This window comes from Streptomyces sp. NPDC048484, from assembly GCF_040651415.1.
GTDB lineage: Bacteria > Actinomycetota > Actinomycetes > Streptomycetales > Streptomycetaceae > Streptomyces.
In genome coordinates, this window is sequence record NZ_JBEZJY010000055.1 from 1 (window position 1) to 19760 (window position 19760).

The window sequence follows — 19760 nt, forward strand, 5'->3', positions numbered from 1 at the left end:
GCCGCGGTCAACGTGACCGGACGCTTCTTCTGCGAAGGCATGAGCGCCGTCCTATCAGGCAGAGGGAAAGGAAATCTGCCAGACACCAACCTCCCGACCCGACACACCGGAACTAAGCAGCGACACGCTACTAGTGCCGCGGCAGGCAACGTTTGCCCGTTAAGGAGCGCCGTCCGGTGCGTGCTCTCGGTGTGCCGGCCGGAAGCCCTCGTACTGGACGTACTTGGGGTTTCGGCCGGTGCGGCGAGAGTGCGTGCCGGGCGTCGCGACGGGGCGAACGTTGCCTGTCGCGGCACTAGCCCGGCAACGTCGTCCTCGCGGACTCACCTCGTCACCGGCCCCACCCTGCTCCCACACCCCGCACACGGCGCAGGGGCCGGACGGCCCACCGTGTGAACCGTCCGGCCCTCGTCCGGACGGTTCACACGGTGGGCCGTCCGTGCGATCTCCAAGCAACTGCACGATCTCGTGCTCTTCTGTCGCCGTCATGCAGCTGTTCGCCGTGGGTCGCCGCAAGGCACGCGCTCAAAGGGGTGTTGGTTCACCGGGTGGTCGGCCGGCTCCGGCTCATGTGTCGCATTGGCCGGCGGCCTGGGCACACGGCGGCTCAGTGAGCGAACCGCGAGCCCGTCGAGAGCGACGGCCAGGACGATCGTCACGGCGATCGCCGCTACCATCAGCACCGCGGACAACTCCCAGAACTCCGGTGCGAACATCGTAACCACTGTTCTCACTCTCCTCGTGCCGGCATCGTTCTCCTCACCAACAGCCAACTACGACGCGGATCTCGGCGCATGAGCCGACCGGTCCACGGCAGAGGCCCGGTCCAGCCCTCGGGAAGGGCCGCACGGGGTATGGCCTCCGCCCGGACCTCGCTGTCGGCGGACCGGCGCACACTGCTCGCGCGTGGTACGACGGCCACGCCGTACGCCACCGCACCGGTCGGTGGGCGGACTCCGTCGTCCTCTCCACGCCCTCGAGGGCCGAACGACCCCATGTCAGGCCCGGGCGGCCCGTGGTGCCGCACATCCCCCGGGCAGACCCTGGGGGCAGCAACCCCACGGCGTCCTGGAGGGGAACGATGACCGACAGCCGTACGACCGCGGTCCTGGACAGGAACGGGCTCGACGCCCTGGTCAAAGTTCTGGGCGCACAAGGCCGAACGGTCATCGGGCCGACCGTGCGCGACGGAGCCGTGGTGTTGGCCGAGCTCGCGTCGGCCGACGAGTTGCCCTTCGGCTGGGGAACCCAGGTCGAGGCGGGCCGCTACCGGCTCGTGCCCCGGGCGGACGGCGCCGCCTTCGCGCACACCTCGGGTCCGCAGTCCTGGAAGACGTTCCTGCATCCGCAGCGGGAGAAACTGTGGAGCGCCGACCGTGCGGCGGACGGGCAGCTGACGGTGGCCGAGGAGAGTGCCGTGCGGCCGTCGTACGCCTTCCTGGGCGTACGCCCCTGCGACCTGCGCGCCATCGCGATCCAGGACCGGGTACTGGCCGGGGGCCGTTACGCGGACAGCGGTTATCGCGAGCGGCGTACCGGGGCCTTCCTGATAGCCGCCGAGTGCACCGAGCCCGGCGCCACCTGCTTCTGCGTCTCCATGGGCGGCGGTCCGGCGGCCGACGCCGGATTCGATCTCGCGCTGACCGAGGTGGTGGACGACGCCGGTCACCGTTTCCTCGTCCGCGCCGGCAGCGAGACCGGTGACGACCTTCTCTCCGGGATCCCGCACCACACGGCCGACTTGGTTACGCGGACGTCTGCCCGCGAGGCGGTGGACGGTGCCCGGGACCGGATGGGGCGGGCCATGCCCCCTGTGAGTCTGCGCGACCTGATGGGCGAAAGCCTGGAGGCCGATCGCTGGGACGAGGTCGCCGCCCGCTGCCTGACCTGCGGCAACTGCACCATGGTGTGCCCAACTTGCTTCTGCACCACCACCGAGGAGGTCACCGACCTCACCGGCGACCACGCCGAACGGTGGCAGCGCTGGGACTCCTGCTTCGACCTGGACTTCTCCCACCTGCACGGCGGCCCGGTGCGGTCCTCTCCGCGCAGCCGCTACCGGCAGTGGCTCACCCACAAACTCTCCACCTGGTACGACCAGTTCGACAGCTCCGGCTGTGTGGGCTGCGGACGGTGCGTCACCTGGTGCCCCGTCGGCATCGACATCACGGAAGAGGCCTCGGCCCTGCACGACGAACTCGCCGGGCGACTGCGGCAACAGGAACAAGGGGAGTCTGAGCGATGACATCCGTGACCATGACGACCTCGGCCCTCCCGGCCGAGCACCGTGAACGTCTGATGGGGATCGCCCGCGAGGACTCCTTCGAAGCGGGCACCCGCCTGTTCGAGGAGGGCGGGCACGCCGACCGCTTCTGGATCGTGCGGACCGGCGTCGTCGCCCTGGACCTGCGGGTGCCCGGCCGGCGGGCCGCCGTGGTCGAGTCGCTGGGCCACGGCGAGCTGGTCGGCTGGTCCTGGCACTTCTCGCCCTATGTGTGGCAGCTGGGCGCGGAGGTCACACATCCGGTGCGGGCCTGGGAGTTCGACGCGCGGGCGGTGCGGGCGATGTGCGCGGACGACCCCGCTTTCGGCCGCGCGGTCGCGGCCTGGGTCGGCCACGTGGTCGCCCAACGGCTGCACGCTTCCCGCTTCCGGCTGCTCGACCTGTACGGCCCGCACGGCGGTGGCGACAGGTCATGACCGACGTCCCCCTGCCCTACCAGGTGACCCGGTCGGGCTGCGCGGCCCCTTCGGCACCGGCTGGGAGCTCGACCGGGCGGCCGGCGGGGAAGTGGTGGTCGTCGCGGGCGGCATCGGTCTGGCTCCGCTCCGGCCACTGGTACTGGAAGCGTTGGCGGCCCCGCGGGAATTCGGCCGGTTGAACCTGTTCATCGGCGCCCGCACGACCGACGATCTTGTCTACGCGCACGAGGTGCACTCCTGGACGGTGGCCCACGGGCCTCTGCACTGTGCGGTCACCGTCGACCGCCCCTCCCCCGGCTGGCGCGGGCGGGTCGGTGTCGTCACCACTCTGCTCAACGGCGCCCGCTTCGAGCCAGGAAGCACCACGGCGTACATCTGTGGCCCCGAGGCGATGATCCGCGCGACCGCCCGCGACCTGCTCCACCGCGGTGTGCCGGCACACCGGGTCCGAGTCTCGCTGGAACGCAACATGCGCTGCGCCACCGGGCACTGCGGCCACTGCCAACTGGGCGGCGTCCTGCTCTGCCGCGACGGCCCTGTGATCGGCTGGGACCGGGCCGAACCTCTGCTGCACGTACGGGAGTTGTGACATGACCGTGCCCAACACCGCCATGGCAACACAGCGGCGCAGGACGCACTCCGGAAGGTCTTCCGCATCACCGACCGGGCCTGGCGCGGCATCGGTCCACTGCCCGACAGCGGCTTCGAACTCACCGACGCCTACGCGCGGTTCGACGCCACGCGCCGCTTCGACGTCGGCGAACTCCGTCCCGTCGAGGACCCCGAGTGCATCGCCGGCGCGGTCCTCACCGGCGCCCGACTGCCCACCGACTGCACGGCCTACGGCCTGCGCTGCACGCCCCGCAGTCCGCTCGGCGCACCCATGGTCTCCACCGAAGGGACCTGCTCCGCCTTCCACTCCGCCGGCCGCACGAAGGAAGCGTCACCGTCATGAGCCCCGAATGCCCCGCTCCCCGCCACGAGGACGAAGTCGTGCTGCTCGGCCACGGCGCCGGAGGGTGGCTGACCGCCGAACTCCTCGACACGCTCGTCCTGCCCGCCCTCGACGGCCAGGACGGCGAGGACGGTCCGCTTGAGGACGCCGCGCTGCTTCCTGGCCATCCGGATCTGGTGGTGAGCACCGACAGTTTCGTCGTCAGCCCACTGTTCTTTCCAGGAGGGGACATCGGTTCCCTCGCCGTGCACGGAACGGTCAACGACCTTGCGATGCGCGGGGCGTGGCCGCTGGCCCTGTCCGTGGCCCTGATCGTCGAGGAAGGGCTCCCGCTGCCCGAACTCCGCTCTGTTCTGCAGTCGTTGGGCAAGGCCGCCCGCGACGCCGAGGTCCCCGTCGTCACGGGTGACACCAAGGTCGTGGGCCGGGGCGCGGTGGACAAGGTGTTCATCAACACGACCGGCATCGGGCGACGGCACCGGACACTGCGCCCGTCCGCCGGGCTCGCCCGTCCAGGCGACGCCGTCCTGCTCTCCGGGCCGATCGGGCTGCACGGCACCACCGTCCTGTCCACCCGCGAAGGTCTCGGCTTCGAGAGCGACATCGCCTCGGACAGCCGCCCCCTGCACCGTCTCGTCCGTACCCTGGAACCGCTCGGCGAGCACGTGCACACCCTGCGCGACCCGACCCGGGGTGGTCTCGCCTCGTCGCTGAACGAGATCGCCCACGACTCGTCCGTCGCCGTCGAGATCGTCGAGAGTGCCGTGCCCGTACCGTCGGCGGTCGTCTCCGCCTGCGATCTGCTCGGCCTCGATCCCCTGGTCGTCGCCAACGAGGGCTGTCTGGTCGCCTTCGTCGACGCCACCGCGGCCGACGCCGTTCTGACCGCGATGCGCTCGGTTCCCGAGGGGCGCGGCGCGGTCCGTATCGGGGAGGTCCTTCCGAAGGGGCCGAGCGGCCGGGTGACGGTACGGACACTGGTCGGCGCCCGGCGAGTGGTGGACATGCCTTTGGGTGAGCAACTTCCCCGCATCTGCTGACCGTTGCATCTGCTGACAGGACGGAAGCGTGCGCGGCAGGACGGGAGCGTGCGCGGCCGGTTCATCGGTCCGGCCGCGCACAGGTGGTGCGGTCAGCACGCCGTGGCGCTCAGACGTGCCGCACCGGGATGGTCCGGCTGCCCTCCTTCACTTGTGGCACCGGGACCGTGACGGCCAGCACACCGTCCTTGTACTCCGCCGTCGCCTCGTCGCCCTGGGCTCCGGCCGGCAGCCGGACAGCGCGCACGAAGGTGCCGTAGTGGAATTCCGTACGGTACTTCTCCGTGGTCTTCTCGCCGCGCTCGGCGCGGAGCGTCAGAACTCCTTCCGTGACGGTGATCTCGACGTCCTTGGACGGGTCGATACCCAGAAGCTCGGCCCGCAGCACGTACGTTCCGTCCGTCAGGAGTTCCTCGACACGAATTCCGTGCGTCCCGGGAACCGTGTGCGCCCCGGGGAACCCGCTCTCCATCCAGCCGAACAGGTCAGGCAGTGTGGGCCAGCCGGGCAACCGCTCGATCATGCCGCTCATGTCACCCTCCTTCTTCTCCACTTCCAGTGTCGTCCACCGATGCCCACACGTGCGTGGGCCGACCGGCCCACCGCGCGGCCCACTCGCTCCCTGTCGACCGGCACTTGCCGCACTCCGCCGCCGGCCGACCCGTCCTGGGTCGTTGCACGCGCGTTCCAACCACAGCGCGAGTCGCTGCCGGCTCGACATGCCTGGCGGGGCTCCGGGGGGCGCCGTCGGCCCGTCCCGAGCGGCACCGGTTCCGCTTGCGCGCTTCAGGCCGCGGGGCGTCCGGTCCGAACAGCGTTGCGTGGTGTCAGCGGCCCATCCGAAGACGGTCCTCGGCCTGGGTGGCGATGACGGCGGCCTGGATGCGCCGCTCCACACCGAGTTTGGCCAGCAGACGGGAGATGTGGTTCTTGACCGTCTTCTCGGCGAGGTAGAGCCGCTGGCCGATCTGCCGGTTGGTCAGTCCCTCACCGATCAGTCCGAGGATCTCCCGCTCCCGGTCGGTCAGGCCCGGCAACGCGTCCGGCTCTTCCTCCTGCTGCTGGTCCTTGCGCAGTCGGGCCATCAGCCTGGTGGCGGCGCTGGGGTCGAGCAGCGACTGGCCCCGAGCCACCGTGCGGACAGCCGATACGAGGTCCGCGCCCTGGATCTGCTTCAGCACGTACCCCGCCGCCCCCGCCATGATCGAGTCCAGCAGGGCCTCCTCGTCGTCGAACGAGGTGAGCATCAGGCAGGCCAGTTCCGGCATCCGGGAACGCAGCTCCCGGCACACGGTCACGCCATTGCCGTCGGGCAGGCGGACATCGAGGACAGCGACCTGTGGCCGCAGCGCAGGCACACGCACCAGGGCCTGCTCGACGGTGCCGGCCTCACCGACCACACTGATGTCCGGCTCATCGTCCAGAAGGTCACGCACTCCGCGCCGAACCACCTCATGGTCGTCCAGCAGGAAGACCCGGATCGGTCCTTCGGCAGCGCCGGCCTGCTCGCTGTCCACCATGAGACGCTCCCTGACCTACGGTCCACGCCGGTGTCCGGTCATGGACAGTATCGGCTTCGTCCATCTAGATCCTTCCCGTTCATGGCCCGAAAGACCAGGGCCGGTCGGCCCTGTTTCGCCCACCGCACGGTCACGTGTGTCAGACGAGCTGTCACGGCCGGCTCGTGCGCAGGGTGCCGCCGCGGAACGGCGGGTACCGGCCCGCACGGTAGTGAGACGCGTCCGCACCGACAGGAACTGGGAGGTCAACGGCGTCGCGGGTGCCGGCGCCGGGCTTCCGTCGGAGGCCGCGAAGAGGGGCACCGCCGCGTTGCTGCGGCGGTGCCCGTCTTCGGTTGTGCGGGAGTCAGATGAGCCAGCGGTTGCGGCTGACGAACGGCAGCCGTGCCCACACCCTGCCCAGCCCCCACACCGCGCCGGCACCCGCCGCCGCGAGAGCGATCAGGACCACCGCGTAGACGAGGTGGTAGTCGGCGAACGGGTTGGGCGACATGCTCACCGACCCGTCGGACAGATGCTTCGCCGGCGGCCACTCGGCGATCCACATGAACGCCATCATCAGCGTGCCCGCCACCGCCGCGAGCCGCAACGCGATCCCACTGACCAGCGCGAGACCGACACCCAGCAGACCCAGCATGAACAGCCAGTCCGCCCACGTCGCACCCGCCCAGTCATGGAACGTCGACTCCATCGGCCCGGCCGCCACACCACTGAGGAAACCCCTGGTCGGCGAACCACCATCGATCCAGCCCTTGCCCGAACCGGTCGCATAACCGAACCCGAACGTCTTGTCGAGGAACGCCCACAGGAAAACGAACCCCGTCAGCAACCGCAACCCCGCGAAAACATACGCAGTAGTCGCCGCCGCCGCAGTCGTCGTACCGGCCGCCGCAGGAGCCGTCCCGTTCCCGCGCAGGGACGGGAGGTGGAATCCCTGGTGCCGTTGGGGGTGGTCGTGGACTGCCATGATGCTCATCCCTTCCAAGGGTGATGCTCGGGGTTCTCGATGTCTTTCGTTGCGTCATCAATGTCCCGCGCCGGGAACGTGGATCGCAGGGGCTGTGGGGCCCTGCGAACGGGGCCGAACGTCCCTTCGAGGAGGGCCTGTTCAGCCGTCCCAGGCCCGGTCTGCGATATCTCCATGTTGTGGCCGCGTACGTGCAGGTGGCTGTGGCCGCTGCGCCGGCAGGCCGGGCGGTGGATCAGCCACGGGTAGCCGTGGTGGGCGAAGATCCCGTACTCAGGGTGCGAGGTGCGCACCGTACATCGTGCGCCCTGCGACAAGTTGCCGTCCGGTGACCAGCTCGGGTTCGATTCGCACGAACACTTCCTTGGGCGAGGGCACCCATGAACGCGGTCCCACCCGGCGCAGTCGGGCGTGTTCGTCCGGATCGGTCACCACGGTGGCCCGGCCGGTGACTACGACACTCCAGCCGGAGTGCGTGGCCCCGTCGACCTCGTCCACCTCGAACGCGACGATCGCGCCGTCGATCGCGTGAGCCAGTTCCGAGGCCGCCGACGTCCGCAGCAGCACTGCGCCACCAGGGTCCAGGCGGAAGTTGACCGGTAGTACGGCGGGCAGGGCCTGACGTGTGTAGACAATGCGGCCCACAGGCACCTTCGCCAGCAGGTCCTCACACTCCTGCCGGTCGAGTTCGCGGAAACCGTCGTTGAGATACATGGTCAGTCCGCCTCTCGCCGGGTGTCACTTCGTGTGGACCATCCTGTGACCGGAGCCGGCAGCCGATGAGGGGCCACCAGTCCCGCCCCACCGGAGAGCGACCCAGAAGGCCGGTCGTCGCTCACCCACCGTCGAAGTAGCGCTCCCTGATCACGCGGCCGGTGACGTCGACCGGGTCGAGGCACACCCACATGTCGCGCCTGCCTCCGGTCCATGGCTTGCTGTACGCCTGCTCCGTCAGCCGACGTACGGCGTCGGGGTCCGTCACACCACGGGCGGGTCCGCGCACCAACACGCTCCAGCCTCGGCTGAACGTCTCGTCGATGTGATCGACCTCGAAGGCGACGCGGGCTCCGACCGCCGACGCCGATGTGGAGCCGGGAGCGGTCCTGAAGGCGATCGAGCCGTCGACGACGCTGTAGTTGACAGGCAGAACCGTCGGCCCCTCCGCCGTCGTCGTCGCGAGCCTCCCCACACCGTGCGTGGACAACCGCCGCCAGCATTCCTCGAGTTCCAGCTCCACGAACTCCGGGTCGCGAGTGGCCCTCCCGTAGCCGGGCGGCAGGTCGGCATCGCCGCCGGTGAGCGCCGCCAGGCTGGTTCTCAGGGCACCCGCGAGTCGGATGAGAGCGCTGGCGCCGGGCGCGGAAGTGGGCGTTGTCTCCAGGTAACGGAGGTAGCCGGGTGCCACACCTGCCCGGCCCGCCACCTCCTCCAGGGTGAGGCCAAGTTCCGTGCGTCGCTGTACGAGACGGCGCGCGAGGTCACCTCGGGCGGATCCGGTCGATGTTTTCGCCATGCCGGCCGATGTCTGTTCGGACATGGTCCTCACCTCTTCCTCCGGTCAGGCCAGAAAAGACACGCATATTCAATATGTTCCAAGATGGTCGACTTCCGCTTGGGCCGGTCGGTTCCTGTCAGCCTCCCGGACGGCCCCTTCGAGCAGGAGTCCGAGCCTGGAACAGCAGGCCACCGTGGAGTCGCGCGAACAGGGCCGACCGGCCCTTCCGTGGCGCCCTCCGGGTCAGGTTGTGTGTGCTCATGTCTGAAGACCGAATCAGCTCAGCGTTCCGCCACACGCAACGTGACGCCGGCGGCACGATCGTGATTGAGCTGCGCGGCGAGATCGACATACTGACCGCATCGCCTCTTTCGGTGCGTCTCGATGACATCACCGAGCGTCCCTGCCCCGACGTGGTGCTGGACCTGCGTCCCGTTTCCTTCATCGACTGCAGCGGGCTGCGGCTGCTGTGCCGGGCACAGAACCGGGTCACCGCCCGCCGCGGCCGGCTCCGACTGATTGTCGACGACACGCACTTCCTGCGCATTCTTCAGGGCGCCCATCTGGCCGGCGTCTTCGAGATGCACTCCGACCTGCCCGAGGCACTGCGGTCCTCCTCGAACGAGAGCGACCTCACGGCTGCGGGCACGGTGGGCTGACGGGTCACCGGTTCGGCGGTTCCGTGGCCAGTGGCGACTGCGGAGCGCGTCGCGGGGTGGCGGGGCCCTGCACGCCGTAGCCGAGGCGGATCAGTATCTGCGCGTGTCCGGTGTGGTCAGGCACAGGGGTGAGACCGCGACGCAGATCGGGCCATTCCATCGGCTGGTGCAGCAAGGACGCCCGCAGTCCGTGGACCGTGGCCACCAGCAGGACGTGCTCGAGCGCCTGTCCGGCCCGCAACCAGTCGGTACGGCGGTCGTGCTCGGTCGTGAGCAGGGCGATGACCGGTGCCGACTCAAAGGTTCGGGCGGGCAGCCGCTCTTGATGCCGCTGAGCGGTGAAGTCCCGCATCGGGGTGCGCTCCCGCGCGTCCTGCGGACCGAGGACAGTCCTGGGAAGACCGGTGTCCGCGGAGTCGTCCGCATCCGAATGCACCCAGCGACGGCTCTCCGTACCGCGGTCGGGGTCGATGCGGTTGCGGTGCTCGGCCTCGGCGGCCACACGAAGCATACGGGCCGTCTCGACGGACGTGGGGAAGGCGAGGGTCGCACCATCCGCGTGGGCGGCTTCCGCGAGTTCGACGCGCACGGGCGACGGCACCGGATGCTCGGAGAAGGGGAAGCGGCTGCTGTGCCTGCGCCAGATCGCCGGATAGAGATCGGCTCGATGCCCCGAGCCGTGCCGTCGAAGAGGCGCGGTCAGGCGGACGAGAGCGAGCAGGCCGGGATCCTCGGGGCTGGGCAACAGTCGTACGACGGGTGACCAGCCGAAGTGGGCGATTGCCACACGAAGGTTGAAGACGGACGCGCCCACCGACAGGTGCAGGGCGCGGCCGACCGGATCCGCGTGCCGCAGGCTCCTCTCCGGGGCGGCGCGTACTTCGAAGGTGGTGGTGTCGGCGTCCAGCCGGTAGTCCCACGGCTGGGTGTTGAAGAACGAGGGCGCGGCCACGGCGGCGGAAACACAGGCTTCCAGGGTCGCGGCGTCGAGAAGTGCGGTACGCATGGTGGCCTTCTCTCGTACGGACGTCGGACGGGTACCCGTGCCTCCGAGAGTGGCGGCCCAGCGGTCACACGGTAAGAGGCCGTTGGTCCCTCACGGGCGGCAGACCAGGGTAGGTATGTCGCTGCGGCGGAAAGAGGCGGCGGCGCCGTACGTCGGCCCGGCCACAGGTTCCCGCATCGGGGCCCACCGCTCCGATCTCGTCCTGAACGCGGCCCCGACCGTCCTCGCGACGCTCACCTGGTCGACGCCTGCCACGACACCGCTCCGGGTCTCCGCTGCCACCTTCCCGACGGTGGCGGCGATGGAGTCTCCGAGCCGCGGCCGATGTGTCAGGCCGGGACCACGGTCACCGGGCACCGGGAGTGCTGCAGAAGCGCGTGCACGGCAGGTGACAGGACGCCTTCGTTGCAGCGGCTGACGACCAGTAGCTCGGCGCGAGCCGAGGCCCTGATCAGCGCCTCGCCGACGTCGAACAGGACCACGTCCTCCAGAACGGGCGTGGACGGATACTTCTCTCGCCAGACACGGAGCGCGTCGGCCAGCACCTGCTCCTCCTGGTCCTCCCAGCGGCCCCGGTCCTCCTCGGGCACGGCGTACGGCAGCCACGCGGCTTCCGGCAGTGGCAGCTTCCAGGCGTGCACCGCACGCAACCGCGCCATCAGCCGGCACGCGGCGCCGAAGGCGTGGTCCAGCGCCGCGCCGTCCGGCTGCCGGGCGTCGACGCCCACGGCCACTTCGCCTCTGCGGTTGCTGTTCGTGGGCCAGGGCGGCACAAGGGCCACCGGTCGCCGGGACGCGGCGGCCACGTGCAGCGCGACTGTGCCGACGCCGGCCCCCGCGGAGCGTCCCGCGCCCTGAATTCCCAGGACAACGAGCTCGATGCCCTGGTGGCGACTCGCCAGCACCGATGCCGGTTCACCCTCGACGGCCACAGCGTCGACCGTCAACTGGGGGTACCTGGCGGCCATCTCCCCGGCCAGGCACGCGGCCACATCGACAGGCCGACCGGATGCCGGGCCCGTTGTGGGCTGCGGCTCCGGTCCGGACGTCACGTGCACGATCTGCAGCGCGGCTCCCCGGCTGACCGCTTCACGTGCCGCCCACTCACCGGCGGCCCGGCTGCCCACCGAGCCGTCCACCCCTACAACAACCCTTGCGTCCACAGCGGTTCGCCTTCCCTTCCACGCGTCCACCCCACTGTCGGGGAGGAACGTACAGATCCTGCAGGGGCCGCCCGAACCTCGCTGCAGGACCGACCGGCCCCTGCGTCCCGCCGTACCTCGACCACGGGTTACGTGGCGTCGCAACGGGCCGACGCCGGATCGACGCGGCCGCCGACGCGGCGATCGCCGCCATGCGGGCGCATGCCCCGGTGCCTCCGCGCGCGGGGCGAACCCGGGGAAAGTTCACCGGGGCCCTCGCCCCTGAGGGGTGTGCGCGGGACCGCTCCCGTCCCGACCGGGCGTGGCGGGGGCGTCGACAGCCTGGACACCGCTCTTCTCGGGTCTTCTCGGGTCTTCTCGGGCAGAGACGGCACATCGGTCCGGGAGGGTGCGGCACCGAATCTAACCCACGTCCCGTCTGCGGAAGCCGGCCGCGCCGACCGCCGTCAGGGCTACGGTGATCAGCACCAGCAGCACCGGCGCGGCGGCGCTCGGATCCCCCGCCGGCAGGTGCGGAACGTGCTCGAAAGGCGAGGCGCTCGTGACCCAGCCGGGCAGGCCGAGCACCTCACCGAGCAGGCCGATCACGAAGCAGGCGGCGAGGAACACCCAGGCGGTACCCACCGCGCGGGGCAGCAGCCCGAACAGCGCGCTCGTGAGCCCGGTCAGCAGCCACAGCGCCGGCGTGTAGGCGAGCGCGGCTCCGAGGAGGCGGGGTATCTGCTCCGGCCCACCGCCGGTCGTCCCGTACGCGAGTCCCGTTCCCAGCCCCGCGGCGGCCAGCACGACCACGCTCCCGGCCATCGCCACGGCCAGATGACTGGCGGTCCAGCGAACGCGGGAGACGGGTGTGGCGAGCAGCAGCTCGGCGCGCAGCCCGGTCTCCTCGCCGCGCAGCCGCAACGCGGACTGGACGGCGAACCCGGTGCCGATCAGTGCGACGAGGAGGAGTGACTGGGAGAGGTAGGAGTCCGTGAGATCTGTCGTGCCGTACCGGGCGACCATGTCGCGCAGCGTCCCGTTGCCGCCGATGAGGTCTTCGACGTCGGAGGCGACCCAGCCGTAGGCGAAGCCGGCGAGAAACACGCCGCAGCTCCAGCCGATGAGGCTGCCCCGCTGCAACCGCAGGGCGAGGCCGAGCGGCCTGCCGAGGCTCCGCGCCGCCCGGGGCGGACCGGCCCCGCCCCCGCACGGCAGTCGTCCGGGCCACCGACGGCCGGCTGTCCTGACCTCGGGGAGAGACCTCGACGCACCCAGGTGTTCGTCAGTCACTCTGCAGTCGTGCGGCGACGTACTCGGTGAGGTCGAGCAGCCGGTTGGTGTAACCCCATTCGTTGTCGTACCAGCCGAAGACCTTCACCAGATCGCCGTGCACCTGGGTCAGCGGGGCGTCGAAAACGCAGGAGGCAGGGTCACCGACGACGTCCCGGGAGACGATCGGGGCGTCGGAGACCCTGAGAATGCCCTTGAGCGGTCCGTCGGCGGCTTCCCGGTAGGCGGCGTTGACCTCGTCCACGCTGACAGAACGGTCGAGGACCATGGTCAGATCGGTCAGAGACCCGTCCTCGACCGGAACACGCACGGCGCTGCCGTCGAGCGTGCCGGCCAGCTCGGGCAGGACCAGACCCACGGCACGGGCGGCGCCGGTGCTGGTGGGAATGATGTTCACGGCGGCGCTGCGGCCGCGGCGCAGGTCCTTGTGCGGGCCGTCCAGGATCACCTGGTCGTTGGTGTAGCCGTGAATGGTGGTCATCAGCCCTTTGACCACGCCGAAGTGCTCGTGCAGAACCTTCACCATGGGTGCCACGCAGTTGGTGGTGCACGAGGCGTTGGAGACGACATGGTGCTGCCGCGGGTCGTAGGCGCCCTCGTTGACGCCCATGACCACGGTGGCGTCGACGTCCTTGCCCGGCACGGACAACAGCACCTTGCGTGCCCCGGCCGACAGGTGTCCGCCTGTCTGCTCGCGAGTGCGGAAGCGACCGGTCGCCTCTATGACGATGTCCACGCCGAGATCGCCCCAGGCCAGTGCGGCCGGGTCGCGCTCCGCGCTCACGGCAACGCGGTGTCCGTCCACGGTCAGTGAGGTGTCGTCGTGCTCGACGGGCCGGCCCAGACGTCCGTACGTCGAGTCGTAGGTCAGCAGATGGGCCAGCGTCGCCGGCGACGTGATGTCGTTGACCGCGACCACCTCCACCGGTGTACCGGCGCCGGTCTCGGCACGCTCCAGCACACAGCGCAGGTAGTTGCGTCCGATACGGCCGAAACCGTTGATCCCCACACGTACGGTCATGTCCTGGTCCTCCCGGATGGGTTCGCGCTGCCCGGTGGCGTCCGAGCGCGGTGCCAGCCTGCCGTCGCCGCACGGGGCGCGGCTTGGGCCGTAGGGGGGCGAGCTGCGGGCCGTTAGGCCCTGTCGGCGGCTTCGGTGCACTGCGGTCGTCCACGAGGGAGGCGTGGACAAGGCGGCGACCGCTGCCCACCTGCCCGCTGTCCGGGCATCGGGCACCGCTGCTCCGGGTTCCCACGGATGCTCCGGAGCAGGGCGGCAATCATGGCCGCCCGGTCACCACGGAATGGCCTCGTCGCCGAGGTGTGCCTCCGGTCAGGGTGTCGGCACCAGGCGATACCCGGTGACGAGTTCCGGCTCGATGCGTACGACGTCTCCCATTACCGCGCCGGACCAGGGCGTCAGCAGACGCCCATAACGGGCCAACTCATCGGAGTCAGTGACCCGCGTGGCCACGCCCGTCACCACCACGCTCCAACCGGTGTGCAGGGTCGCGTCAATGTCGTCCGCCTCGTACGCCACCACCTCCGAGCGCAGGGAGTGATTCAGCAGAGCGGACCCCGAGTGGGTGCGAATGACGACGATGCCCTGGTCGACCAGGTGGTTGACGGGCCGGATGGCAGGCAACGCCTGCTGAGTGAAGCCGACCCGGCCCAAGGACACACTCGCCAGAAGTTGCAGCGCTTCCCCTCTGCTCAGTTCCACCATGCGCGCGCCGGCTCCGGATCTCACGACTTCGTCGGCGCTCACGACGTCTTCCCGCAAAACAGCGGCACCGGAGGACGAATTCCGGGTGACCGCGACTCGTCAGCGGAACGCACTGCGACAGCGATCACGTTCGGCCACTCTCTCTCGATGCGAGGGATCGGCGCGGGCGACCGTACGAGACAGAGGCATAGCAGCCGACCGCGGACTTCTGCTGGAATCCTGCTCCTGCCCGCCCACCCGTCCCAGAGTCGTACGCCCCCGAGACAGGGCCGTACGGCCCTTGCGAAAGCTCTGGCCGACCGCAACCGGCCCAATATGCCGCAGCAGGGCCCTGGCCGAGAATCGCGACACCACCAACATCCCGCAGGCTGCTGCCTGCACGGGAGTGGAGTGCCCTGCCCGGGCTTCGGCGTGTGCCTCGCTGCCGACCCCGTGTGCGGGCCGATCGTGTCCTGGATCTTCACGCAGCGGCCTGCCCGGCACAGCATCGCCCGTATCACCCGCGCCCTCAACGACGCCGCCATCCCCTGCCCCTCGGCCGCCGGTTCCGGCCATAACCCGCATCCGTCCCGTCGGCAGTGGGTCCTGACCACGGTGCGGGCCATCCTGGCCAACCCCCGCTACACCGGCCGCCAGCTGCGGAAGCCACCGTCGGCCGGCGCTGGATCTTTCTGATCTGGTCCGCGACACGGCCCTCGGCGAACGAACCGGCAGATGGAGCGCGGGGCTTCTCGCCGTGCCGGCCGTGCTGCCCCCACTCGCGATGGCCACCACCCGCGACCTGCCGCCCCGCGTCGGACAGTGGATCACCTGGCCGGACTACGTCTGGCTCCCTCCAACCTCCTCGCCTCCCTCCAGCAGCCCGCGCTTGCCGACATGCACCAGGTCGACTGCGCCCAGCTCTACGTCACCCGCGGCACAGGATTCTGGGGCCCTCCCGTACGCGTCGGCGCTCCCCCGGACATCACGGTCGTCGAGTTGAGGAGCAGCGATGGAGAGTGACACCGACGCGGCGGGCACAGCGTTCTTCTCGGACATCGGACCGGTGAATCCGATCTCGCATGTCCTCGGGATCTTCACCGGGGAGCAGAGTCCCCGGCACACACGTGAGCAGGAGGACCTTGGATGCCAGGCCTCACCGACAGCGGGCAGCCGGAGACCGCGCTGGGCTTCGAAGTCTTCAGGAACGTCGACCGGATCACCCCAGCCATGTACGCCATGACGCGGCCGGTCTACCAGCGTCATGGCGTGACCCGCACCGATTTCGCCGTCCTCGACCTGCTGCTTCGCCGTGGACCACGGCACATCATGTCGCCGTCACAGCTGGCGGAGGAACTTACCGGGTCATCGGGTCTCAGCCGTCTCATTCTCAGCCGCGGTGACTTTGGCCGGTCGGGGCAGCCAGCGGAGCGCGACGAGGCCGAGGACGAGATGCAGGACGCTGGCTGTCGCCGCGGCGACGTGCAGTCCGGTGAGGAAGGCCGACTTGGCGTCGGTCACGATCGCCGCTGTCAGTTCAGGCAGCTGGAGTGTCTCGTCGAGGGTTGGGGCGAGGTCGGGGCCTTGGAGGCGGAACAGCAGAGCGGCCAGCGAACCGAGCAACGCGATGCCGAGAGCATTGCCGATCTCGTTGCTGGTCTCCGCGATCGCGCCTGCGGATCCGGCGCGCTCGGGAGGGACTGCGGCAACGGCGGTGTCGGCGACGACAGCGAAGGAAATGCCATAGCCGAGGCCCGCGACCGCGGTGGATGCGACGTACCAGCCGATTCCGCCTGTGCTGGTGGTGGGCAGCAGCAGGAGCAAACCGGCGGCGATGGAGAAGTGGCACACGAGCAGCGCGGCGCGCTTGCCGACGCGGTCGACGACCAGCGGGGTCATCATGCAGGTGGTGGTGAGTGCGACGGCTCCAGGCAGCGCCCAGAGCGCGGCCTGCAGGACGGGGACGTCGAGGACAGACTGCAGGTAGATCCCGGCCAGGTACGCGGCAGCTGACCATGCTGCGAGCGGCAGCAGGCCGGTGATGACGGCGACGGTGAAGATCCGGTCGCGGAAGAGTGAGAAGTCGATGAGCGGGTGCTCCAGTCGCCGTTGCCGGAGACCGAACCACGCCAGCACGGCAATGCCCGCGAACACGGTGGCCACCGCGGTAACTGTCGGGCCTTGGGCGGCCACGTGCTTGATGCCGTAGATCGCCAGCAGGAGCCCGACGGCGGAGGTCACGACGCTGGCGGTGTCGATCCGCCCAGGCCGGGTCGCCCGGACCTCGCCGAGCAGCACCGGTGCGAAGCAGAGGAAGCCGATGATGACGGGGAGGTTGATCAAGAACACCGATCCCCACCAGAAGTGTTCCAGCAGCACGCCGCCGATGACCGGTCCGATCGCGAAGCCGGCAGCGAATGCTGCGGCGAAGATGCCGATGGCCTGTGCGCGTCGCTTGGGGTCGGTGAACAGTTCACTCAGAACCGCCAGCGCGGAGGGAAGCAGGGTCGCGCCGGCGATCCCCATGACCGCACGGGCGGCGATGAGCAGTTCCGGTGTGGGGGCGAAGGCAGCGGCAGCAGAGCCGAGGCCGAAGAAGGTCGCGCCGACCATGAGGAGCCTGAGGCGTCCGTAGCGGTCGCCGATGTTTCCGAACGCGATGAGCAGTGACCCTACGGCGAAGCCGTAGATGTCCAGGGTCCACAGTGCTTGGTCGGCACTGGGGCTCAGCGCCTGACTGACCCGGGGCATCGCGAGGAACAGGATGGATCCGTCCATCGAGACCAGTAGCACGGGGCCGAGGACGACGAGCAGACCGAGCGAGGCCCGGAGGCTACCGGCGTTGGTCGTGGGTGAGGCGTGCTGGGTCATGACGTCAACGCTGCAGGCTCCCGGCCGTTGCATCCAGACACCCGGTGTGGCTACACCCAGCAGGTGCACCCACACCGCCGCGGACCATGTCTAGGCTCGATGGTGTGGAGAGCTTCGGAGCATTCTTGAAGGGCCGCCGCGACCAGGTCACACCGGACGCGATCGGGCTACGCACCTACGGCAACAGTCGGCGCGTTCCAGGGCTGCGCCGAGAAGAACTGGCTCATCTCGCAGGCGTCAGCGCCGGCTATTACACACGGTTGGAGCAGGGACAAGCGGGCGCAGCCTCGGCCCAGGTCCTCGACGCACTGGCCCGGGTGCTGGAACTGGACGAGGTCGAGACGGTCCACCTACACAACCTCGCCCGCCGGACCGACCGGCCAGGCCTCGCCGAACCGCCCGTCGAGCAGCCCCATCCTCGTGTGCTCGCGCTGTTCGACTCGCTGGGCGAGGCTACTCCCGCGATCGTGCTCGGCAGGCGCGGGGACGTGCTCGCCTGGAACCGCACGGGTCAGGCGCTGCTCGCCGAACACATGGAATTCGACGCCCCTGCAGACCCAGCTCGTCGTCCCTCCATCCCGCGGATGTTCTTCCTTGACCCCCTCACCCGGGACCTGCACCGCAACTGGGACGAGCTCGCGCGCGTCCACGTCGCGTACCTGAGGCTCACCGCCGGCCGGTTCCCGACCGACGCGCGACTGGCGAACCTCATCGGCGAGCTCACCATGCGCAGCGACCAGTTCGCCCAGATGTGGGCAACCGGAGAGGTCGCCGACTGCACCACCGGCGACATGCACCTGCAACACCCCACCGTCGGTACCGCGAGCATCGCCTACCAGGTATGGCTCCAGCCCGACAGCCCGGACCACCGCCTCGAGATCTACACCCCCAACGACGCATCCTCAGCAGACGCACTCCACCTCCTCACCCGTCACATCGCGACCCGTCACATCGCGGGTGTGGTCTGTCGCGAGCCGCGCACAGGTGACGGCATGGTCCCGGAGTGGTCTCAGTCCATGCGCGGCTGAAGCCCCGCTGACTGGTCCCACGCCGAGGACCGGCTCCGCGCCCGCGGCCTGCTTGACGCCGCCGGCGAGCCAACCGACACGGGGCTCTCCCTGCGCGAGGAACTCGAACACCGAACGGACCACCTCGACCGTGCCCCGTACGACCGTCTGGGCCCGAAGGGCACCCAACGGCTCACCGAACTCGCGAGCGGCTGGCGGCCGTCACCGCTCCCGCCACGGTCGTCGGCCTGACCCTCACCGTCGCGGTCAGACACGCGCGAAGGGTCCGTCCCACCACGGCGGGTCACACGTCGCTCTGCCGTCCACGCGGCGACCTCGTACCCGGCCGCGGTCACGGCCCGTCCGTCGGCGCACGCGGGCCGGGACACACGGCAGGAGTGTCAATGATGAAGTCAAGCCGCTTGCGTGCGCCTGCGAGGTTTGACTCCAATTATTGTCTGGCATTTCGCCGCGTTTTCGAAACGGGCCCGGATCGGAATACCGCCGCGGCCAGCGCGTCACCGTGCCCGGGGACCGTCCCGCGAGCGACACCCCGCGCAAGCCCGGCTACGAGCGGAGCGGTGACGAGCGCTACTACCCGCGCCGCATCAACGCCCGCGTCGGCTACTGAGGTCGCACCTCCTCAGCTCAGACGGTCGTCTTCTTCCCCAGGCACGGGGGTGGCAGCAGCCGCCGAGACTACCCCCGGTGGGAGCGGCACCAGTCGCGCCCGCCCACTGTGCTGACTCGCTGTTCAGTTACACCCAGCACCCATCCAGCACCGTCGAAGTTCATCCAGCACGTCGGGCGGCGGCATCACCGTGTGGCGGGTCGACCCCGGCCAGGACTCCTGGACACTGCTCCAAACCGTTCCCGCCGACGACGCGGACACCCACGACACCGACGCCGCCCGGCGCGATCCCGGTCAACCCGTCCTTCCTCGCGCTCAACCCCGACAGCACCCGCCTCTACGCCGTCCACGGTGACGCCACGACCGTCAGCGCCTTCGCCGTCGACCCCGCGCGCGGCCCCCTGACGCTGCTCAACACCATCGACGTGGGCCGCCGCAACCCAGTGCACCTCACCCTCGACCCAACGGGAAACTGGCTGATCGTCACCTTCCTCGCAGTCCCAGGATCCGTGGTGACCCTGCCGGTCCGGGGCGACGGCTCTCTGGGAGCGGCGGCCGGTGTCCTCGAACTCCCCGCCTGGCAGGGCCTCAGGACCGCCCCCGGTCATTTTCGGGACACAGGTCGACACAGGAGGAAACGTGACACGTACCAGGCGTGAGTTCAGCGCGTAGGTCATGGCCGGCATGGGCGCGACGGCGATCCCGTCCGCCCTGGCCACGAGTACGGCAGCGGCGCGGGCACTGGCGGGCGTGGACGACAACCCGA

At 69.9% G+C, this 19760-nt stretch carries 20 protein-coding genes and 2 pseudogenes; 10 read left to right on the forward strand and 12 right to left on the reverse strand.

The features are described 5' to 3' along the window. Positions 1-1081 precede the first annotated feature (1081 nt). The 5 genes and pseudogenes from AB0D14_RS37860 (at position 1082) to hypE (ending at position 4698) form a co-directional block, all read left to right on the forward strand. Complete coding sequence (locus AB0D14_RS37860; RefSeq protein WP_362787822.1) at positions 1082-2245, forward strand: 4Fe-4S dicluster domain-containing protein; 1164 nt, start codon at positions 1082-1084, stop codon at positions 2243-2245. Further along, on the forward strand, positions 2242-2700 hold the full coding sequence (locus tag AB0D14_RS37865) for a cyclic nucleotide-binding domain-containing protein (RefSeq protein WP_362787825.1): 459 nt from the start codon (positions 2242-2244) through the stop codon (positions 2698-2700). Before AB0D14_RS37860 ends, AB0D14_RS37865 begins: the two co-directional genes overlap by 4 nt. A 19-nt stretch (positions 2701-2719) precedes the next feature. Then, positions 2720-3292: pseudogene (locus AB0D14_RS37870) on the forward strand (oxidoreductase); the annotation flags it as partial. Then, positions 3293-3658 (forward strand): annotated as a pseudogene (locus AB0D14_RS37875) (hydrogenase formation protein HypD); the annotation flags it as partial. Then, entirely contained in the window at positions 3655-4698 is a 1044-nt protein-coding gene (gene hypE, locus AB0D14_RS37880) for a hydrogenase expression/formation protein HypE (protein WP_362787828.1), read from the forward strand. The pseudogene AB0D14_RS37875 and the gene hypE, both read left to right, overlap by 4 nt. A 109-nt stretch (positions 4699-4807) precedes the next feature. Here the strand turns inward: hypE and AB0D14_RS37885 are convergent, their stop codons facing one another. The 6 genes from AB0D14_RS37885 to AB0D14_RS37910 all read right to left on the reverse strand — a co-directional run bounded on the left by AB0D14_RS37885 (position 4808) and on the right by AB0D14_RS37910 (position 8722). Further along, positions 4808-5230, reverse strand: coding sequence for an Hsp20/alpha crystallin family protein (locus AB0D14_RS37885; protein ID WP_362787831.1), 423 nt, complete (start codon positions 5228-5230; stop codon positions 4808-4810). 295 nt (positions 5231-5525) lie between these two features. Then, complete coding sequence (locus AB0D14_RS37890) at positions 5526-6218, reverse strand: response regulator transcription factor (protein WP_362787834.1); 693 nt, start codon at positions 6216-6218, stop codon at positions 5526-5528. Positions 6219-6564: 346 nt separating this feature from the next. Beyond that, positions 6565-7185 carry a hypothetical protein gene (locus AB0D14_RS37895; RefSeq protein WP_362787953.1) on the reverse strand — a complete coding sequence of 207 codons (621 nt, stop codon included), beginning with the start codon at positions 7183-7185 and terminating at the stop codon, positions 6565-6567. A gap of 5 nt (positions 7186-7190) precedes the next feature. Then, positions 7191-7478: a hypothetical protein gene (locus AB0D14_RS37900; RefSeq protein ID WP_362787837.1), complete on the reverse strand. Its 288-nt coding sequence runs from the start codon at positions 7476-7478 to the stop codon at positions 7191-7193. Next, positions 7459-7899 carry a pyridoxamine 5'-phosphate oxidase family protein gene (locus AB0D14_RS37905; RefSeq protein ID WP_362787840.1) on the reverse strand — a complete coding sequence of 147 codons (441 nt, stop codon included), beginning with the start codon at positions 7897-7899 and terminating at the stop codon, positions 7459-7461. Before AB0D14_RS37905 ends, AB0D14_RS37900 begins: the two co-directional genes overlap by 20 nt. 121 nt (positions 7900-8020) lie before the next feature. After that, complete coding sequence (locus AB0D14_RS37910; RefSeq protein ID WP_362787842.1) at positions 8021-8722, reverse strand: pyridoxamine 5'-phosphate oxidase family protein; 702 nt, start codon at positions 8720-8722, stop codon at positions 8021-8023. A 218-nt stretch (positions 8723-8940) separates the two neighbouring features. Between AB0D14_RS37910 and AB0D14_RS37915 the strand changes: the two genes are divergently transcribed. After that, positions 8941-9339, forward strand: coding sequence for an STAS domain-containing protein (locus AB0D14_RS37915; protein WP_362787845.1), 399 nt, complete (start codon positions 8941-8943; stop codon positions 9337-9339). A gap of 4 nt (positions 9340-9343) precedes the next feature. Here AB0D14_RS37915 and AB0D14_RS37920 read toward each other — a convergent pair whose 3' ends face one another. The 5 genes from AB0D14_RS37920 to AB0D14_RS37940 all read right to left on the reverse strand — a co-directional run bounded on the left by AB0D14_RS37920 (position 9344) and on the right by AB0D14_RS37940 (position 14506). Then, positions 9344-10345: a nitroreductase family protein gene (locus AB0D14_RS37920; RefSeq protein WP_362787847.1), complete on the reverse strand. Its 1002-nt coding sequence runs from the start codon at positions 10343-10345 to the stop codon at positions 9344-9346. 329 nt (positions 10346-10674) lie between these two features. Further along, positions 10675-11508, reverse strand: a complete 834-nt coding sequence (locus AB0D14_RS37925) for a universal stress protein (protein WP_362787850.1) — start codon at positions 11506-11508, stop codon at positions 10675-10677. A 402-nt stretch (positions 11509-11910) separates the two neighbouring features. Further along, positions 11911-12780, reverse strand: coding sequence for a hypothetical protein (locus AB0D14_RS37930; RefSeq protein WP_362787853.1), 870 nt, complete (start codon positions 12778-12780; stop codon positions 11911-11913). After that, complete coding sequence (gene gap, locus AB0D14_RS37935; RefSeq protein WP_362787855.1) at positions 12773-13801, reverse strand: type I glyceraldehyde-3-phosphate dehydrogenase; 1029 nt, start codon at positions 13799-13801, stop codon at positions 12773-12775. Before gap ends, AB0D14_RS37930 begins: the two co-directional genes overlap by 8 nt. A gap of 312 nt (positions 13802-14113) precedes the next feature. After that, positions 14114-14506 (reverse strand): pyridoxamine 5'-phosphate oxidase family protein, encoded by a 393-nt coding sequence (locus tag AB0D14_RS37940; protein ID WP_362787956.1) that lies wholly within the window; start codon positions 14504-14506, stop codon positions 14114-14116. Positions 14507-14896: 390 nt separating this feature from the next. On the opposite strand from AB0D14_RS37940, the gene AB0D14_RS37945 reads away from it, so the two are divergent. Together AB0D14_RS37945 and AB0D14_RS37950 are read left to right on the forward strand one after the other, a co-directional pair. Continuing rightward, complete coding sequence (locus tag AB0D14_RS37945; RefSeq protein WP_362787857.1) at positions 14897-15181, forward strand: recombinase family protein; 285 nt, start codon at positions 14897-14899, stop codon at positions 15179-15181. A 126-nt stretch (positions 15182-15307) separates the two neighbouring features. Continuing rightward, the gene (locus AB0D14_RS37950; RefSeq protein ID WP_362787860.1) at positions 15308-15508 is read left to right on the forward strand and encodes a hypothetical protein; all 201 of its coding nucleotides are present in this window, start codon (positions 15308-15310) and stop codon (positions 15506-15508) included. Between the two features lie 342 nt (positions 15509-15850). Here AB0D14_RS37950 and AB0D14_RS37955 read toward each other — a convergent pair whose 3' ends face one another. Further along, the gene (locus AB0D14_RS37955) at positions 15851-17356 is read right to left on the reverse strand and encodes an MFS transporter (protein ID WP_362787863.1); all 1506 of its coding nucleotides are present in this window, start codon (positions 17354-17356) and stop codon (positions 15851-15853) included. Positions 17357-17460: 104 nt separating this feature from the next. Here AB0D14_RS37955 and AB0D14_RS37960 point away from each other — a divergent pair, with 104 nt between their 5' ends. Next, positions 17461-18384 carry a helix-turn-helix transcriptional regulator gene (locus AB0D14_RS37960; protein ID WP_362787866.1) on the forward strand — a complete coding sequence of 308 codons (924 nt, stop codon included), beginning with the start codon at positions 17461-17463 and terminating at the stop codon, positions 18382-18384. 687 nt (positions 18385-19071) lie between these two features. Next, a complete protein-coding gene (locus tag AB0D14_RS37965) occupies positions 19072-19653 on the forward strand; it encodes a beta-propeller fold lactonase family protein (RefSeq protein ID WP_362787869.1) in 582 nt (193 codons plus the stop codon). Positions 19654-19760 lie beyond the last annotated feature (107 nt).

Coding starts and splice junctions, on each gene's coding strand:
- AB0D14_RS37895 (WP_362787953.1), bottom strand. CDS start 7,185: ATGGCAGTCCACGACCACCCCCAACGGCACCAGGGATTCCACCTCCCG.
- AB0D14_RS37910 (WP_362787842.1), bottom strand. CDS start 8,722: ATGTCCGAACAGACATCGGCCGGCATGGCGAAAACATCGACCGGATCC.
- AB0D14_RS37890 (WP_362787834.1), bottom strand. CDS start 6,218: ATGGTGGACAGCGAGCAGGCCGGCGCTGCCGAAGGACCGATCCGGGTC.
- AB0D14_RS37905 (WP_362787840.1), bottom strand. CDS start 7,899: ATGTATCTCAACGACGGTTTCCGCGAACTCGACCGGCAGGAGTGTGAG.
- AB0D14_RS37915 (WP_362787845.1), top strand. CDS start 8,941: ATGTCTGAAGACCGAATCAGCTCAGCGTTCCGCCACACGCAACGTGAC.
- AB0D14_RS37860 (WP_362787822.1), top strand. CDS start 1,082: ATGACCGACAGCCGTACGACCGCGGTCCTGGACAGGAACGGGCTCGAC.
- AB0D14_RS37955 (WP_362787863.1), bottom strand. CDS start 17,356: ATGACCCAGCACGCCTCACCCACGACCAACGCCGGTAGCCTCCGGGCC.
- hypE (WP_362787828.1), top strand. CDS start 3,655: ATGAGCCCCGAATGCCCCGCTCCCCGCCACGAGGACGAAGTCGTGCTG.
- AB0D14_RS37885 (WP_362787831.1), bottom strand. CDS start 5,230: ATGAGCGGCATGATCGAGCGGTTGCCCGGCTGGCCCACACTGCCTGAC.
- AB0D14_RS37920 (WP_362787847.1), bottom strand. CDS start 10,345: ATGCGTACCGCACTTCTCGACGCCGCGACCCTGGAAGCCTGTGTTTCC.
- AB0D14_RS37865 (WP_362787825.1), top strand. CDS start 2,242: ATGACATCCGTGACCATGACGACCTCGGCCCTCCCGGCCGAGCACCGT.
- AB0D14_RS37940 (WP_362787956.1), bottom strand. CDS start 14,506: ATGGTGGAACTGAGCAGAGGGGAAGCGCTGCAACTTCTGGCGAGTGTG.
- gap (WP_362787855.1), bottom strand. CDS start 13,801: ATGACCGTACGTGTGGGGATCAACGGTTTCGGCCGTATCGGACGCAAC.